Annotated in this window: 14 protein-coding genes; 4 read left to right on the forward strand and 10 right to left on the reverse strand. The window is 53.1% G+C overall.

Annotated elements, in window-relative coordinates:
- Positions 1–245: 245 nt before the first annotated feature.
- The 4 genes from murC to JUF13_RS07195 all read right to left on the reverse strand — a co-directional run bounded on the left by murC (position 246) and on the right by JUF13_RS07195 (position 6061).
- Positions 246–1577, reverse strand: a complete 1332-nt coding sequence (murC, locus tag JUF13_RS07180) for a UDP-N-acetylmuramate--L-alanine ligase (RefSeq protein ID WP_203638807.1) — start codon at positions 1575–1577, stop codon at positions 246–248.
- Between the two features lie 135 nt (positions 1578–1712).
- Entirely contained in the window at positions 1713–4868 is a 3156-nt protein-coding gene (locus JUF13_RS07185; protein WP_203638808.1) for a DNA translocase FtsK, read from the reverse strand.
- A 198-nt stretch (positions 4869–5066) separates the two neighbouring features.
- Positions 5067–5705 carry a YtpR family tRNA-binding protein gene (ytpR, locus tag JUF13_RS07190; RefSeq protein ID WP_203638810.1) on the reverse strand — a complete coding sequence of 213 codons (639 nt, stop codon included), beginning with the start codon at positions 5703–5705 and terminating at the stop codon, positions 5067–5069.
- Between the two features lie 23 nt (positions 5706–5728).
- Positions 5729–6061: a thioredoxin family protein gene (locus JUF13_RS07195; RefSeq protein WP_203638812.1), complete on the reverse strand. Its 333-nt coding sequence runs from the start codon at positions 6059–6061 to the stop codon at positions 5729–5731.
- Between the two features lie 681 nt (positions 6062–6742).
- Between JUF13_RS07195 and JUF13_RS07200 the strand changes: the two genes are divergently transcribed.
- A complete protein-coding gene (locus JUF13_RS07200; RefSeq protein ID WP_203638814.1) occupies positions 6743–7066 on the forward strand; it encodes a PepSY domain-containing protein in 324 nt (107 codons plus the stop codon).
- Positions 7067–7185: 119 nt separating this feature from the next.
- On the opposite strand, the gene JUF13_RS07205 is transcribed toward JUF13_RS07200, so the two are convergent.
- A complete protein-coding gene (locus JUF13_RS07205; protein WP_203638816.1) occupies positions 7186–7692 on the reverse strand; it encodes a universal stress protein in 507 nt (168 codons plus the stop codon).
- Between the two features lie 30 nt (positions 7693–7722).
- Complete coding sequence (gene pepV / locus JUF13_RS07210) at positions 7723–9123, reverse strand: dipeptidase PepV (protein WP_203638817.1); 1401 nt, start codon at positions 9121–9123, stop codon at positions 7723–7725.
- A gap of 300 nt (positions 9124–9423) precedes the next feature.
- Between pepV and JUF13_RS07215 the strand changes: the two genes are divergently transcribed.
- Positions 9424–10251, forward strand: coding sequence for an NAD(P)H-hydrate dehydratase (locus JUF13_RS07215; RefSeq protein WP_203638818.1), 828 nt, complete (start codon positions 9424–9426; stop codon positions 10249–10251).
- 389 nt (positions 10252–10640) lie between these two features.
- Here the strand turns inward: JUF13_RS07215 and JUF13_RS07220 are convergent, their stop codons facing one another.
- Positions 10641–11327: a 16S rRNA pseudouridylate synthase gene (locus JUF13_RS07220; RefSeq protein WP_203638819.1), complete on the reverse strand. Its 687-nt coding sequence runs from the start codon at positions 11325–11327 to the stop codon at positions 10641–10643.
- A gap of 15 nt (positions 11328–11342) precedes the next feature.
- Positions 11343–12983 carry a putative polysaccharide biosynthesis protein gene (locus JUF13_RS07225; RefSeq protein ID WP_203638820.1) on the reverse strand — a complete coding sequence of 547 codons (1641 nt, stop codon included), beginning with the start codon at positions 12981–12983 and terminating at the stop codon, positions 11343–11345.
- A 235-nt stretch (positions 12984–13218) separates the two neighbouring features.
- Here JUF13_RS07225 and JUF13_RS07230 point away from each other — a divergent pair, with 235 nt between their 5' ends.
- Positions 13219–13539 carry a hypothetical protein gene (locus JUF13_RS07230; RefSeq protein ID WP_125765809.1) on the forward strand — a complete coding sequence of 107 codons (321 nt, stop codon included), beginning with the start codon at positions 13219–13221 and terminating at the stop codon, positions 13537–13539.
- A 536-nt stretch (positions 13540–14075) separates the two neighbouring features.
- Positions 14076–14840, forward strand: coding sequence for a flavodoxin family protein (locus JUF13_RS07235; RefSeq protein ID WP_203638821.1), 765 nt, complete (start codon positions 14076–14078; stop codon positions 14838–14840).
- 654 nt (positions 14841–15494) lie between these two features.
- Here the strand turns inward: JUF13_RS07235 and JUF13_RS07240 are convergent.
- Positions 15495–15893 (reverse strand): ribbon-helix-helix domain-containing protein, encoded by a 399-nt coding sequence (locus JUF13_RS07240; protein WP_203638822.1) that lies wholly within the window; start codon positions 15891–15893, stop codon positions 15495–15497.
- Positions 15894–15913: 20 nt separating this feature from the next.
- Positions 15914–16585, reverse strand: a complete 672-nt coding sequence (locus tag JUF13_RS07245; protein WP_203638824.1) for an ATP-binding cassette domain-containing protein — start codon at positions 16583–16585, stop codon at positions 15914–15916.
- Positions 16586–16592 lie beyond the last annotated feature (7 nt).

Consider the following 16592-nt stretch of genomic DNA (forward strand, 5'->3'; position numbering starts at 1 on the left):
CTTGCATTCTCTCCCCAAAATAAATTGGACTCCCCTGAGCCCTTAATTTATTAGAATACAGGTTCTCAGCCGAAGTGCAACTCATTTCTAACTAATGGGTTAAGCCCGTTCATCGCCCGTCCTATCAGTGTTTCGACGTCCCATCCATTTCACCTGGAATTCGTTTACAGTTTCCTACGCGCCATAATTTTTTCAATAAAAAAGACGCCAGTCAGCGTCAATTCGCCAACCAGCGTCCCATAAATTTAGTTGTTTTTAAGTGATAAATGACTCAGTAATTCTTCGTAAGACCGTTCGTACTTTTGTACATCCCCGGCACCCATGAAGACCACAACGGCGTCATGGAAGTCCAGTAATGGTGACATGTTGTCGACGGTTAAGATCTCGCCGCCCTTAACGATCTTGGCAGCCAAGTCCTTACTGGAGACCGCACCGGCAGTTTCCCGGGCAGAACTGAAGATGTTGGTCAAGAAGACCTTGTCGGCCAAGTTAAGGCTCTTAGCGAAGTCATCCATCAAGGCAATCGTCCGGCTAAACGTATGTGGCTGGAAGACGGCAATGATTTCCTTGTCCGGATACTTTTGCCGTGCAGCATCCAACGTGGCTTTGATTTCGGATGGATGGTGCGCATAGTCATCAATGATGGTCATGTCAGCTAACTTACGTTCCGTGAACCGACGCTTAACCCCCTTGAAGTCGGCCAATTCATGCTTGATTTCATCCATGTTGACCTTTTCAAAGTAGGAAACGGCAATGACGGCCAGGCTGTTCAGCACGTTGTGTTCGCCGTACAGGTGAATTTCAAAGTTACCTAAGAATTCATCGCCATGGTAAACGTCAAAGTTAGAGCCGGTCGTTGAGCGCTTGATGTTCTTAGCTTGGAAGTCATCGCGGTCGCTAGTCCCGTAGTAGTAGACTGGCACGTCCGTCTTTAATTTCCGCAGCTCAGGGTCATCGCCCCAGGCAAAGATGCCCTTCTTGACCTGGTTCGCCCAGGTTTCAAAGGCGCTGTAAACATCGTCGATACCCGTGTAATAGTCGGGGTGATCGAAGTCAATGTTCGTCATAATGGCGTAGTCTGGCTTGGTAGCCAGGAAGTGACGCCGGTATTCATCGGCTTCGTAAACGAAGAAGCGGGCGTTAGGCGTCCCCTTTCCAGTCCCATCACCAATTAAGAAAGAGGTTGGGGCCACACCGCTTAACACGTGTGACAACAGACCGGTCGTACTGGTCTTCCCGTGGGCACCGGCAACACCAATGCTGGTATAGCCTTCGATTAAGTGACCTAAGAATTCATGATACCGGTAGACGGGTAAGCCCATCTCCCGGGCCTTTTTAATTTCAGGATGATCATCCGTGAAGGAGTTCCCGGCGATAATCGTCAGTCCTTCGTGAATGTTGGCTTCATCAAACGCCATGACGTCGATGCCAGCCTGTTCCAGACCGCGTTGCGTAAACGTGTACTGGGTAATATCTGACCCTTGAACCTTAAAGCCCTTATCGTGCAAAATCAGAGCGAGGGCACTCATCCCTGATCCTTTAATCCCAACAAAGTGGTAAACCGTTGCGTTATCCATCAAATGATCCTCTTTTCTACTCTTTCGGCAAGGCTCCGACACCCCTCACCGGCCAAGTGACTCTCTATTCATTTTAGCATATCCCCCCACCCCTTAAAAGAAGTCGGCGGAGAAAGACGGTGAGGCCTGTTCAAGCTAAGATGAAAATGGTGCACCCTGGTCGTGTGGTTCCGGCAAGTCCTTACCCAAGTCTTCTGGTGTCAGGTAAACTTCACGCGGCTTGGAGCCGTGTTGTGGTGAAACGTAGTGGTGTTGCTCGAGGTCGTCAATCAAATTGGCCGCCCGGTTGTAGCCAATGGAGAAGACCCGTTGGAGCTTAGACGTTGACACCGATTTTTCTTGCGCAATATATTCAAGCACTTTCGGCAACAACTCGTCTTGGTTCTCCTCGGCCGTTTCGCGTTGGAGCAAGCCCTTGGGTTCAAAGGCGTAGTGTGGTTGACCCTGAGTCCGCACGAAGTCAGTGACCCCGTCGACTTCGGATTCCACGAAGGCCCCTTGCAGCCGCATCGGCTGACTGGCCCCGTTGCCCAGGTACAGCATGTCTCCGCGACCCAGCAGGTTTTCGGCGCCGGCCGTGTCCAAGATGGTCCGTGAGTCGATTTGACTGGAGACCATGAAGGCAATCCGGGTTGGAATGTTGTTCTTGATGGTCCCGGTGACGATGTCCACGCTTGGCCGTTGGGTAGCGACCAGCAAATGAATCCCGGCAGCCCGGGCCTTTTGGGTGATCCGTACGATGTAATCTTGGACTTCACTGGCGGCCATCATCATCAGGTCGGCCAACTCATCAATAATAATCACAATGTATGGCATCTTCAGGCTCGGTTCGTCGTTGGCATCGGCGCGGTCGTTAAACTGCTCGATGTTGCGGACGCCCGCTGCGGCTAGCTTCTCGTACCGTTCGTCCATTTCCGTGACGACCCACTTGAGGGCTGCCGCAGCGGCCTTCGGGTCGGAAATAACTGGCGATAATAGGTGTGGCAACGCGTCGTATGGCGCCATTTCCACGGCCTTCGGGTCAATCAACAACAGCTTGACCTGGGCCGGTGTGGCCTTGTACAGGATGGACAGCAACAGGGAGTTGATGAACACACTCTTCCCAGAGCCGGTCGCCCCGGCGATCAAGCCATGCGGCATCTTCCGCAGGTCGGTCACTTGTGGTTTCCCAAAGAGGTCGACCCCGAGGGCTACCGTCAAAGGTGACTCACTATTCTTAAAAGCAGCTGAATTTAAAATTTCTGATAACATGACTGGACGTGACTTCACGTTGGGAATTTCAATCCCGACCGTGGTCTTCCCGGGGATTGGCGCTTCGATGCGAATATCCTTAGCGGCCAATGCCAATTTCAAATCATCGTTTAAGTTCGTAATCTTATTGACCTTGACGCCTAGTGCCAAACTTATCTGGAACTGCGTCACGGTGGGTCCAACCGTCCAGTCGGTCACGTGGGCGTCCACGTGAAAGGCACTCAGCGTGGCGTCCAGAACCTCGGCTTGGTGTTCGATCCACTCATCCAAGGCTTCTTCATCGGGCACCACTGGCTTGGGCAAAAGCGAGAGGTCTGGGAAATGGTAACCGCGTTCTGGCGTGGCTTCTTCCGCCGGTGCAGGCGTGGCTGCGGGCCGGTCAAAGAGGGCCAGGTTGCGTTGGTCATTCCCTTCCTCTTGCATGATGTCGCCTAGGGAGTGGCCCAACCCGCGCGTTGGCTTGGCCTTAGCCTTAATGACTGGCTTGGCTGGCTGTGGCGTGGTATTGGCGGTCGATTCAGGTTCAACTGGGGCCGAATTGTCGTCATCCCCGGCATTGGCCGCAGAACCTGTCTCTGGTTCCGTAGCCGCCTGATCTGGCTCTGGCGTGGCTGCCGCTGCTGATTCTGGTGCCTCGGCCCGCCGCAAAAGTTCTGTGACTTCTGCCGGTTGTGCCGTGGTCGGTTTCTCTGTGGCCGCTGACGTTGTCTCTGGCGCCGTTGAAGACACAGCGGTCTCCTCGACTGGCGTGGCTGGTTCATCCTCATCAGCTGACGTCTCAGTAGGCTCTACAGCTTCGGTAACGTTAGCGTCAGTATCATCTTGGTCCGCCGGTGCCGCGCTAGCAACCGTTTCGGCGTCACTGGTAATAGCATCAGCCACCTCCCCTACCGGCGCGGGCTGATTGTCCACGGGTAAATAGGCCTGGCTGGTAGCCGTATCAGCTGGCTGTTCCGGATAGAAAATTTCGGTTGGGGCGGGTTCAACGACAGCTGTCGATTCAGCTGTCTTCGAATCATCCGCTACCTCGGCTTCACTGGTCAATTGATCAGTTGTCGACACACTCTCGGTTGGGTCAGCAGCCATCGTCGTTGCTTCCGCAGCATCAACGGTTTCGGTTTCATTATTATTGTTATTGTCCGCGACTGATTCCGACGCTACCTCAGATGTGTCTGGTGTGTCAGTCTCTGGGTCGTTTGTCATTGCTTGTGGCTCATCGGCTACCGGTGTCTCAGCCGTGTCTGACAATTCAGTGCTGCCGGTTCCCCCATTTGGCGTCTCGCTAGTAACAGGCGTCACCTCATCAACGGCCGTCTCTGCGACGGATGCTGCGGTTTCGTCAGTTGCTGTCGCTTTGTCTTCGCTAGTAGCGACTGATTCGACTGGTTCAGCGCTCAGTACAGTGGCACTAGTTGTGGCCGACTCAGCCTGAACGACCGGTGTGGACGCTGGTTGTTGCACGACAACGTCTGCTGTCGAGCGCACCGTGATAGCCTGAGAACTTGCGGTTGCCGCGCTATCCGGCGTGAAGACGACCGTTGGGGCCGCCTGACTCGTAGGCGTGTCCGTAGCCGACGCGTTGAGAGCGGCTTCATCCGCCGCCGTGCCGTACAACAGAAAACTGGCATCGTCCTTATGAAAACTAGCGATCAACCGTTGATAGCGTTTGCGCAAAACGGCCGGCTGCCAAACCCGCGACCGTTGCTTGGGAATCTGTGTAACCGCAAAGGGCCGGTAGTTTGCGCTAGCCGCCGCGGCTGCCTCTTCCGGCGTTGGGGCACTGGCCGTCGGCGCCTGCGTTGGCTTGACCGTCGTTGGTCGGTTGGGCTGTTTGGTTTGATGTAACACGGCCTGGGCAGCACTCTGCGCGGCCGTTTCCCGTTTTTCCTCGCGCTGTTGGCGGAGGCGTAACCGGTCATTGCGCTCTTTACGGAGCCGGACCTGTCGTTCAGACCGTTCATCCGTGGTATCATCCATTTGTTCAGGGGTCGGTTCTACCGGAAATTTTCGATAAAATGCCGGTCCATCATAGTGCTCCATGTGTTTCTTCCTCCTTGACGAGCGGACCCGTCGAAATTAATGACTCCTGGGAGGAGACGCCGCCAACCTAGCGGCCACTTAACTCATTCCCTGAATCTCTCTTTTTTAGTTTCATAAAATCCATAATTGTTAGTCTCCCCTATTGTACACAAAAAAGCAGGTCACCGACAAGGGTTCACCTGCTTTGTAATAATCTTCTTAATCTTTAAAGATGGTTTGGCCCCGTTCGAAGTCAAATGGTTCCCCAACAACGTAATCATCGGGTAAAATCAAAGCGCCTGGTTTTTGTGGTGCATTGGCCAAGCCTAATTCGCGACCGGAACAGATCATCCCGTTGCTGGCAACGCCCCGCAGCTCACCGGGCCAAATAATCAGACCGTTGGGCATCATAGCGCCAACCTTAGCAACGACGACCTTAATATCCGCCTGCATGTTCGGTGACCCACTCACGATTTGGAGTGATTCATCGTTGTCGACCACCGTTTCCGTGACCAGTAAGTGGTCGGAATCGGGATGTGGCGTGGCCGTTTTAACGTAACCCACAATGAAGCGTGAGCTGGTTTCGGCAACCAGTTCACCGGCAAAGCCAGCGGCTTCCAGGGCGGTGTTCAAAGCCGCAACATCTTCGGCGGACAGGTCGATTTGACCATTACCACTGATTTCGGGTAAGATGCTCGAAATCGCTAAGAAGTTGTAGCCTAACGTTTTTTCAGTTGCGGCGTCGTAGATCCGAGCAATGTTATCCCGCACCGTGTGGGCTTGGGTCTCAACATCCTGCGCAACAACAACAATTAAAGTATCCCCTAATTCTTGGGGATTGTAACTAGCAATTAACATGTTTGAATCCTTTCCAACGGGTTTTAGTTGGCGTTGGTCGTCAAAGAATTAATAAATTCTTCTACCTCTGCTTTAGTTTTACGATCTTTGTTTACCAAACGGCCAATTTCTTTGCCATCTTCGTAAGCGATGAAGCTAGGAATGCCAAAGACGTTGAGTTCGATCGCCAAATCAATGTTTTCATCACGGTCGACCGCGATGAATTTGTAGTCAGAATATTCGGCTTCAATTTCTGGCATGGCTGGCTTGATGAACGCGCAGTCGGGGCACCAAGTAGCGGAGAAGAATAACATCGTCTTGCCGTCCTTCACAACGTCTTGCAATTCAGCCGCAGTCATCTTGGGTAATTGTTCCATGAATAAGCACTCCTTTTAGGTTAGTTTTGAAAGTTAACAAGAACCATTATAGCATGACTGGCAAAATATACACGGGTTTTGTTTGACCGCAATCCATGGAGGACAATAATTTCAAACGACTTCTTCCGTTGTGCCGGACAACACCATGGACCTAGCAAGCGTGCAACCCAGGTCCCCCGCACCGTCTCATCGTGACCGTTAATCGGGTAAAGACATGGTAAATTCTACCAAGATTTTCCCGCTCTGAGGCGAAAACCCGGCGGCTACGTAACCGACTTGTAAGCGCCACCCGAATTTTTCCATAATTTCTGCCTTTTTACGGGAACTTCCACTCAATCATTGCTATACTAGGGGCAGAAGCGATGGGATATGCACACACTCAGTTGTGACCTCAGATTTTCGCACCTTCAGGCATATCATATTCCAAACACTCTGCGAGTCAGATGACTAGTTAGCCGCAGGGATGGTGAAAATAGGCTCAGCCGTGGGAGTTGTCTTAGCGGTGAAACCGCTTAGACAACTGATATCTTTGAGACCCGTTTCTCAGGGGCTCAAAGTAAGTTCGGAGACCGCCCTTTGGCTCCGGACGCTCGCCCACAGCGTCCCGGCCTATTTTCACCATCCCGGAGACAGTTGCCAATCTGACTTGCCCATAATTTTAATGATGTAGGAGGCGGTAGTATGACTGCTAAAAACGGACAATTGTATCAACTAAGTCTCACCGGCGTACTCGGCGGCTTAATGGGCGTTATCGTCACGCGTTTCTTCGGCGCCAACCGGCTCAATCCAGACGACATTCTGGAACAGGTCAAACGCCAATTCCGGCAAGAATCACCCATCGAGGGCGCCTGGATTGAAAAGCACGCGGTGCCATTTCAAAAATTCGCGGTAAAGTCCCGCGTTTACTATGGCGGCATCAACCGCTATGAAGACGACCAGCTGGTTCAGTACCAGTTCGTGGCCGATGCCGAAACCGGGAGTGTCTTAGACATTCACCGGCTGTAATCTTAACTCGAATAAACCTTGGCGTTGACTATTTTCTTTAGCTAGCGCTTTTTTACTGCTCAAATGAAAAAGGACGAAAACCATTTCTCGGTTTTCGTCCTTTATTATTTGCCTAAAACTTAATCTGTTGGCAAGGTCTTCAAACTCTTGGCTTGGTTGTGAATATCGGTCCGCACAATCAGGACGTCACAGACGGCGTTGGCGACCACATAACTCGCCGTGGACCCCATCAACATCCGTTCGACCACGTTGACCCCGGTCGCGCCGAGCATGATCAAGTCGGCCTGATATTCCTTAGGCAATGTCTTGGCCAGATCAACCTTAGCGTGCCCATAGAACACGGAGGTCACGACTTCTTTCACGCCAGCCTCCTGGGCCTTACGCCGATATTTATCGACGGTAGTTTCCAGATCCTGACGGGCTTCGTCCATCACCTGTTGATCGACGTACCCGAAACCAACTTGGGTGTCGGTCCCCAAGCCCACGTAATCCCCACCACTCATAATCGTGACGATGATCAGTTCAGCTTGGTTCCGCACGGCAACGGCAATCGCTTTGTCAATTGCCCGTCGTGCCTGCCGGGAACCGTCGACCCCCACTAAAATACGCTTGTATTCTGCGGCCATTTCTCTCACTCCTTCGCCAGATTCGGTGGCTTACTTGGTCAGCTCGTAAATGGCCTGACCGTAAATGGCCATCGCCTTTAATAGGTCGGCCTTGGGTTGAAATTCATCGGCTTGATGCATCGTGTCAGCCGTGCCGGGGAACAAGGCCCCGAAGGCCACACCACGCTTCATCAGCCGGCCATACGTGCCGCCACCCACAACTTCGGGTTGGGCATCCATATCGCCGGTCTGTTGCCGGTAAACGTCCATCAATTTGGCCACGATTGGGTCACTTGGATCAACGTAATGCGGCACCATTTCGCGACCCTGCTTGAGTTCAACGTTCATGTCAGCGGTTGCCTTGGCTAAGCCGGTTTGAATGTCCGCCGCACCGGTACCAGTTGGGTAACGGAAGTTGGTGTTGATCAGGGCTGTCTTGTTGGCCGTAAAGGTTTGAACCCCCACGTTCATGGTCAGGTCGCCCATGACCTTGTCCGTGTACGCGATGCCTAACTTGTTCGCCCGTGAATCGTCATGTAGCTGGTTGGCTAGCAGGCCTAAGAAATCGGCTGCGTCGGCGCCAAAATTCAAGCCGTTCAGGAAGGTAGCCAGGTAAGTCCCGGCGTTGATGCCGTTCTTCGGTTCCATCCCGTGAGCGGCCTTCCCAATCACGTGGAAATGCACGCCGTCGGCTTCAACGGTGGCTTCACCGGTAACGGGCGCGTCAGCCAGGAAGCTGTTAAAGTCAGCCACAACTTGGTCCCCATTGGCAACCTGCGCAATAGCTTCGGCATCCCGTGGCACCATGTTTTCCCGTAGCCCAGCATCGAATTCTTGCAGGGAATCCGCGTCGCCGTTGGTCCCAGCAAAGGTCGTGGTGAAGGTCACGTTCCCCTTTTCACCGTTGATCAGGGGGAATTCAGCGTCGGGTGAGAAGCCCAACGTTGGAGCTGGTTCGAGGTCGAGGTAATGGTTCATCCCCGTCCAGTCGCTTTCTTCGTCGGTCCCAATGATGAAGCGAATCTTCATCTTAGGTAAGATACCTTGGTCCTTCAACATTTTCAAGCCATAGTAAGCGGCCAGTGAAGGCCCCTTGTCGTCGGACGTTCCCCGACCGTACAGGTTGCCGTCCTTTTCCGTCAGGGTGAAGGCATCAGTGTGCCAACCCTTACCAGCAGGCATCACGTCGGCGTGACCGAGGATGGCTAAGGTGTCATCCCCTTCACCAAATTCGACGTAACCGACTAAATTGTCTAAGTTTTTCGTTTTAAATCCATCGCGTTGTGCTAAGCCTAAAAATGCAATCAAAGCCTTAGCCGGACCGGGACCCAGTGGGTACTCATCGGTGGCCTGTGAATCATCACGAGCACTATCGATACCGACCAACGTTGTCAGGTCTGCCAGGTAGTCCTCTTGGTACTGTTCAGATAGCTTTTGCCAATCAATTGCCATGATTGGACCTCCTTCATTTTATTGGACTTAACGTCCGGATCACTGCTGTGGATGAGTTAAAATAACGCTGTCAATTTGCGTGGTCCAATCAGCCGAAAAAAGGGTCTGCTAATTGCCGCAATGTTCATTCAGTGACCTACCGTCAATTTTAGCATACCACCCCGCAATTGTAAGCCGATTTCATGGTGTAAATTTACAATTCACTCGGTGAAGTAGCTGGGCGCTGTTCCGGTTGATTTGACACGTGCGCCTACGACCGGCCGTGCTATACTAAAATGGTGAACGAGGAGGCCCACTCATATGGAAACTTTAACCGATAAAATTTTAACCGAAACGATTCGCCAGCGTCCAACTGACAGCTACAAGGGCACCTATGGCCGCATCACGCTGATTGGCGGCAACCGCAACTTTGGCGGTGCCATCCTAATGGCGAGTGCCGCGGCCGTGTACGCCGGTGCCGGGCTGGTCACGACCATCACCGACGCCAGCAATCAGGGTAGCCTACACGCGCGACTACCCGAGGCCATGTTCGCGGACATCACGGACTTTGCCCAAACGCAGTCGCTGATCAAGGGCACCGACGTGGTGGTCATTGGCCCCGGCCTCGGAACGGACAACCAGGCGCAGGCCGTCTTGGCCAACGTCTTCAGTGCCGTGACACCCGAGCAGACGGTGGTGATCGACGGGTCGGCCATCACGTTAGTCGCTCAAGACCATCTGTCATTGCCGCAAGCCCACCTGATTTTCACGCCCCACCAAATGGAATGGCAACGACTCAGCGGTATCGCCATTGCGGACCAAACGGTAGCCGCCAATCGGGCCGCCGTGGATCAGTTACACGCCACGGTGGTGGTCAAATCCCACCGGACTGAAATTTACACGGCGGACCAGACCTACGTCAATCCACTGGGCACGCCCGCTCAAGCGACCGGTGGCATGGGCGACACCCTTGCGGGGATGATTGGCGGCTTTGTGGCGCAGTTTCATCCCGCGGACCCGGCCGTTTGTGCCGCGGTCTACAGCCACAGCGCCATCGCTGAAAAGCTGGCACAGACGCAGTACGTGGTGTTGCCTAGCCAGATTGCAGCGGCCCTCCCCACGTTTATGAAACTACATGAAGCTAAGTAACTGTGTGCGTGGCTGTCCGTTCCCGGCGGCGGGCTCAAAGTGCCCTGCTGTGGGGCCGGTTCCAGACTGAGGGGCGGTCTTCCACCTCGACTTTGCGCCTGAGAAACGGTCGCAAAGGTCGTCCCATGGGCTAAGCTGAGAAAATCACTCAGCTAAGACCATCGACACAGCTGGTCACTTTGGCCCGCCTCTGGTCACTGACGTAGTACCGTTAATTATCAACATCCTAATAGGTTACGCTGTTTTGTCCAATCAACACTAAACTAGTCCATCAACAATCCATTCTCTGTATCAAGTAACACTAGTCTCAAAATCAATGTATACAGAAAAGGACTAATCAGCCTTCCCCAGGGAATCGCTAATCAGTCCTATTTTTGTCATTTTTAAGTTTAATTCTGTGTCGCAATCTTTTCCAACGAGCCCACCGCATCAATTTCCTCGGCGAAGAGTCCGCGGTACGTGCCGACCGGTAGATCCACCGGCAACGCTAAGGGACCGAGTGCCGTGCGACTGACGGGACCGTTCACGCCAGGCAAGGCGGTCAACGCCGCAATTCCTGCCGGCACTTCGCTGGTTACCAGCGTCAGCGTCACACTCTGGTGCACCTGGTCCACGCTTGAGCTGACCTGCTTGAACGCCGCATTTGTTGTCAGTGTCGGCACCGTTGTCCCGCTCAGACTGACCTGCAGCGTGCTGTCCCACTTCTGCGCCGTCACGTCTGCTAAGAAGTGTTCATCGTCACTGGCCACGACCAGGCCCACCGCTTCCTTGGGCAAATCTGCCAAGGCTTTGAGTGAGCGCTGCTGGTCCAGCGCGTTGAGCAGGCTGCCCAAACTCCGTTGACTGGTCGGCTCCAGGTTCAAAACGAATCCCACCGGCTTATTAAACACCAGATACTGGGGCTGCCGGCCCGTGACCGCTAGCCCATCGACGCGGACTTGGTCGGTCGCCACCACGTTTTCACGGGGCGAGTCCACTACCAAGTCGTTGACGGTGACCCGACCCTGCCGAAGTAAGCGGAAAATCTGGCCCGGGGTGCCCTGACGATGTTCCGTTAAGTAACGTTCAATGTTCATCGCACTTTGCCTCCTCTAACGAATGTGCAACCGTCGCCGCAGCCCAGCAATTCGTGGGCCCAAGATGGAATCCGCTAATCGGGTTCGCAGAACGACGTACACGTAGAAATAACCGGCCACGATGACCGCAACCATCACAATCAAGAAGTTGACGCCCCGGCCCTGACTGCCGCTGAAGGCCCCTACCCAGGCCACGAATCGGGCCAATACGTAGGTGCCGATTGAGGTCAACAGAATCCCATTCGTTTTCTTGGCAATGTGGGCAAAGTTAATCCCAAATTGGACATCGAGTGAATGGATAATCAGGTAACAGGTCACGGTGAAACCAATCCCGGTCGCAATCAATGGTCCAAAGGCCCCAAAGAAGTAAACCAGCGGCCACTGGACAATAAATTTCACGACGGTCCCAACTAAGAAGTACCGGACCGCGCGTTTATTTTGCGAAATCCCCTGCATCAGCGCGGAAACCACCGTGTACAGGCCCAGCAAAATCGACAGATATGACGAGAAAGCCAGGATGGAAGCGGCCAGTGCGGCATGCGACCGACCATAGAAGACCAGGTTCAGCGGGCCAGCAATGGCAGCCATCCCCAACGCACTAGGAATCATGACGAATTCAAACATCAAAAACGCGTTGGATAGTTGCGCAGAAATTTCAGACTTATTCCCCCGCGTATACGACTCGGACAGTAACGGCACGACCGTCACGGCCAAGGCCGACGCGAGTGAAATGGTAATCATAATTAATTTGTTGGCGTTAACCCCGAACAACGCGAATAAGTCGTTCAGGTGGGCGTCCGTGTAGGTACCGGCCATGTGCATGATGGGCGCAAAGGTGTACTGGTCAATCAATTGGAAGATGGTAATGCCGGCCCCTAGAACGATAAACGGCACGGCTTGGGCAATAATTTCCTTATACAATTGATTGGCGGGCACCACTAACTCGTTGTTACTGTTGGCTACTAAGTCGCGGAAATAATGCCGCCGACGCCAGTAGTAGACGCCCAGGATCAGCAGGCCACCCAGGGCCCCGATGGCCGCCGCAAAGGTGGATTGCGACACGGCCGTGACCCAGTTTCCATTCAAGACCCGCATGATAATGAAGGCCGTGATCAGCATGTAGGCGACCCGGACCAGCTGTTCCACAAATTGGGAAATCGCTGACGGCGCCATTTGCTGGAAGCCTTGGAAATACCCCCGCGTCAAACTCATCGTGGGGATGATTAGGATGGCCCAGGCCAGTGAGTGCAGGACGGGTACCAGGTGCGCATCGCCCCCGGTAAAGAGCGGCGCCCCAAAGTACATCAGCAGCGCGATGGAGATCCCGGTGACAATCGCAATTTCCAGCCCCCGTTTGTACAACCGGACACTAATGCCGTATTCATTTAAGGCATTGTAATGGGCCACCTGCTTGGCAATCGCCGAAGGTACCCCCGCAATCGCCGCAATCAGGAAGAAACTATAGATGTTATAACCCTTCCCATAGAGCGCGTTACCCTGTAGATAAAATGCACCGAACCAGATGTTCCAGGGAATAATGTACACGGCGCCGAGAATCCGAGAAAAAATACTCCCGGCCGTCATCCACGCCGACCCGGCAACCATCTGGTCTTGCGCACTTCCTTGGTTTCCGGTTTGATTTGACCTTGCCGCCATTTGACACCCTACTTTCAATTTCTAAAATTTCAAAATTCATCGTTTGTCCCGACCCGAAAATGGCCGAGCTAATCAAACAAACATTATACCATAGGATTTCCCTGGTAAATATCAGGTTTCGGTAAAGATTTCGTGATTATTGGCAGTTTCTCAGCATCTTGCTTACCGGATGCCACTAACAGTGGTATGCTTGAATTAGTCGAGAAACAGTAATTATTCAAGGAGGAATGCCAACATGACGCAGGCAACAGCTGGTTCCAGCGCAGCACCGAAGATGCAGATGTCACCAGAACGAGCAAAACAGGTCGTAACGATGACCAAGAGTATTCGGGCCCACTTCCCAGAGTTAGCATCGATTCCAGATGCCCAGTTAATTTATTCCACGTGGCGCAGCTTTAAGCGTATTGATCAGACGAATGATAGTGATTATCAAACAATGGCCAACGTCTTCTTCCACGAATTCGATCGGCATTTATTAAACTATCAACTTTCTAAGAGCGGCCAAGAAGCCGTTGTCAGTCATCGGTTCTTTGCTATTTTAACTGAAATTCTTTAGCGTTTGCTTCTCCCCTGTTAGCCAGTTGGCCGACGGGGTTTATTTTTTTACGCTGGTGAAAATGGGGGCTCTGGCTTGCCGTTCCCGGCGGCGGGCTCAAAGTGCCCTGCTGTGGGGAACGGTTCCAGCCTGAGGGGCGGGCTTCCACCTCGCCTGAAAGCCTGGAAAATCACCAGTCTCTCAGGTCGTCCCATGCTCTAGGCTGAGAAAGACCCCCAGCCAAGACCATCGACACAGCTGGTCACTTTGGCCCGCCTCTGGTCACTGACATCGACCACGCATTTTCACTAGCGTGTACTCATAAACTCGTCATCGGCCGACAATGTTGTTCACTAATAGTCCACTACCGAATAGTGATGACGACCTCCTACCTTGAATCTGAGTGAAAATTGTCATAGTGAAACCGCCTTATCGCCTGCTAAGTCAGTCTTTCAGAGGATTATCCGTTTCCAAATGCGGTATACTTATCCTGTGAATGACTTAGTGTGACGACTTTTTTATTGCGCTAAGAATGAGTGATAAGTGAGGCGATTTGTTTGCGTTATTTAGCATTGTTAGGCAGTCACGAGCGGCAAGGCATCACCGCCGGCTATTTGCAGGCCGTGTTAGATGCCTTGCCCGCTTCGGCCGAGGTGGAGACCGTGTTTCTTCGGGACTACGACATTTACCCGGACACCAAGGAACAGGCCTGCCCGGCGTTGGATGAAATTGAGGCCAAGATGGCGGCCAGTGACTTCTGGATTGTCTGCGCACCAACCTATTGGGGCGGCATGTCCGGCGTGATGAAGCAGTTCTTTGACTGCATGCGGTTCCGTTTAGTCAAAATGAATTCCGTGGCCGACACACTACCCGGTAAATATAAGGATAAACATTACTTAAGCATGACCACCTGTTTCATCAGTTCCACGGAGAACTTCTTCACCGGCATCACCGACCAGACCTTCGTTACGATTGACCGCATCTTAACCGGGGCCGGTCTGATCAAGGTCGGCGAATTTGTCGGCACCGGAACCTGGGGGACTCACGCGCCCCGACCAGAAAAAATTGCCGAATGCCAGCGCTGGGGTAAGAAAATCGCTGACCGGCCACGAAAGGATGATAATACGTTGAAACGCTACATACTCTTATTCTTTATGATTGCCATCATGGCGCTGATCACCATGGGCCTACAAGCCTGGTGGTTCGGGGTCTTTGCGGCTGGCAAATTCTGGCTGACGTACGCAACGTTTGTGGTGATCTTTTACGTGCTGCTGGCTAGCATCCTGCATTTCTTCACCTTCGTCCGTCACCGCCGGCGTTAAGCCTTTGACTTCGCCTTACCGGACGACAAAAATGGACCGGAACGCGGTGGGCAGGACGCTAGAAGCCAAAAATCGGTCTTCTAGCTTGTTTTGAGCCACAGAATCGTGTCTCAAAATCACCAATTAAAGAAGCGGCTAGCCGCTTTTTTAATTCCCACGGCTGAGTCCATTTTTGTCGTCCTCACGGCTTAGACTGGCTTAACCCCGACGTTTCGCTTATCTTCATCTTTTCGTTTTGGAGACAACACCTACATTACGGTGACAACTTCCAAACAGTAATGACGGGTAAGCAATCCACGGGTTAAACCAATGTCAGCCGCAGGACTGGTGAAAATGAGGCAATCCGGTAGATGTTAGTGACCAGAGGCGGGCCAAAGTGACCAGCTGTGTCGATGGACTTGGCTGGGGTTCTTTCCCAGCCTAGCCCATGGGGCAACCTTTGAGACCGCCCTTCGGCTCAAAGTTAAGGTGGAAGCCCGCCCCTCGGCTGGAACCGACCCCACAGCAGGGCGCTTTGAGCTCGCCGCCGGGAACGGACAGCACCGCGTTCTGGCGCAATTTTCACCAGCCCGGAGGCGTCCACAAATCGTTTAACCAATTGCATACACTAAAGGGTGATGACTGGGCCGGTTGGCTGGGTCATCACCCTTTTTGCTAGTCCTCATAATGCGCCTGAATCGAGGCACTAGCCACCAACTTGCCGACGACCGTCAACGACTTAATGGCCCGAAACAGGTTATCCTCCTGGCGAATCTGCGTCAGGTCCAGCCGCCCGACGATGAACAGCTGACTGGCACCCTTCCGCCGCAGACGGTCGTTGATGTCTTCATCGGTGTACGTGTAGTTGCCGACCAGCGTTTCCAACGAGCGGCCATGAAACGTTTCCGCGTTAACCGTTTGGATGATGGCCCGGTTGGCCAGTAGTTCCTGCTTGATGGCTCGCTGGATGAATTCCGTGCGCGAGTGCACGATTCCCTGGTCGATCAATAAATCAATTTGTGCCAATTCCGTGGCCGACAATGTCATAAACACTCTCTTTGAATCTTGCATCATCGCTGTGCCTCCCCCAATCTTTAGGCATCCGTTTTCAAATAAGCATCTTCCAGCGTCTCAGCGTCGGTCTCGGCCATCAGCTCGGCCGGACTCCCACTAAACGCGATGCACTGGCCCGCCAAAACCAAGACGTGGACGTTTTCCGTTGGCAGATTGCGAAACTGGTGGGTCGTCATGATGACGGTCTTACCCCGCGCAACCAACTGTTTGATCTGATCAATAACCGCCACGGCCACTTTCACGTCCAGTCCGCTTTCGGGCTCATCGAACAAATACAGGTCGCGTTCCAGCTGGCAAACGCCCGCCAACAAGACCAACTGTCGCTGGCCCCCAGACAGATCCTTCAGTCGCGTTTGGGCAATCACCTGAAGATTCGCGGGTAACTGGTCGACTTGAAAATTCTCTGATGGTCGATCCAGATCCGCCATCATTTTAATCGTCTCAAAAACCGTGGCAGTCCCGGTGAACGGCGCGCCCTGCATTTGATAAGCAATCCGCTGCATGGGTGGAAAGCCGGTGAAGGGTAAGTGGCGTTGCTCGCTGACTCCGGCAATCAAGTCGAGGAGGGTCGTTTTGCCTACGCCATTCACACCTAATAAAATATTAAGTTTGCCCAGTTCAAACGTCGCCGTTAAATGATCAAATAGTTGGCGACCATCGGGTAACTGGTACGAAAAATTTTCAATTTGCATGGTGCGC

Origin of the sequence: Levilactobacillus wangkuiensis, from assembly GCF_016861605.1 — a bacterium.
In the GTDB taxonomy this organism is placed as follows: Bacteria; Bacillota; Bacilli; order Lactobacillales; family Lactobacillaceae; genus Levilactobacillus; species Levilactobacillus wangkuiensis.

Excerpts from the sequence above, each read along its gene's own strand:
- JUF13_RS07225 (WP_203638820.1), bottom strand. The coding sequence starts at position 12,983 with ATGGCGGCAAGGTCAAATCAAACCGGAAACCAAGGAAGTGCGCAAGAC.
- JUF13_RS07195 (WP_203638812.1), bottom strand. The coding sequence starts at position 6,061 with ATGGAACAATTACCCAAGATGACTGCGGCTGAATTGCAAGACGTTGTG.
- murC (WP_203638807.1), bottom strand. The coding sequence starts at position 1,577 with ATGGATAACGCAACGGTTTACCACTTTGTTGGGATTAAAGGATCAGGG.
- JUF13_RS07245 (WP_203638824.1), bottom strand. The coding sequence starts at position 16,585 with ATGCAAATTGAAAATTTTTCGTACCAGTTACCCGATGGTCGCCAACTA.
- JUF13_RS07220 (WP_203638819.1), bottom strand. The coding sequence starts at position 11,327 with ATGAACATTGAACGTTACTTAACGGAACATCGTCAGGGCACCCCGGGC.
- pepV (WP_203638817.1), bottom strand. The coding sequence starts at position 9,123 with ATGGCAATTGATTGGCAAAAGCTATCTGAACAGTACCAAGAGGACTAC.
- JUF13_RS07185 (WP_203638808.1), bottom strand. The coding sequence starts at position 4,868 with ATGGAGCACTATGATGGACCGGCATTTTATCGAAAATTTCCGGTAGAA.
- JUF13_RS07205 (WP_203638816.1), bottom strand. The coding sequence starts at position 7,692 with ATGGCCGCAGAATACAAGCGTATTTTAGTGGGGGTCGACGGTTCCCGG.
- JUF13_RS07230 (WP_125765809.1), top strand. The coding sequence starts at position 13,219 with ATGACGCAGGCAACAGCTGGTTCCAGCGCAGCACCGAAGATGCAGATG.
- JUF13_RS07215 (WP_203638818.1), top strand. The coding sequence starts at position 9,424 with ATGGAAACTTTAACCGATAAAATTTTAACCGAAACGATTCGCCAGCGT.
- ytpR (WP_203638810.1), bottom strand. The coding sequence starts at position 5,705 with ATGTTAATTGCTAGTTACAATCCCCAAGAATTAGGGGATACTTTAATT.
- JUF13_RS07240 (WP_203638822.1), bottom strand. The coding sequence starts at position 15,893 with ATGATGCAAGATTCAAAGAGAGTGTTTATGACATTGTCGGCCACGGAA.
- JUF13_RS07200 (WP_203638814.1), top strand. The coding sequence starts at position 6,743 with ATGACTGCTAAAAACGGACAATTGTATCAACTAAGTCTCACCGGCGTA.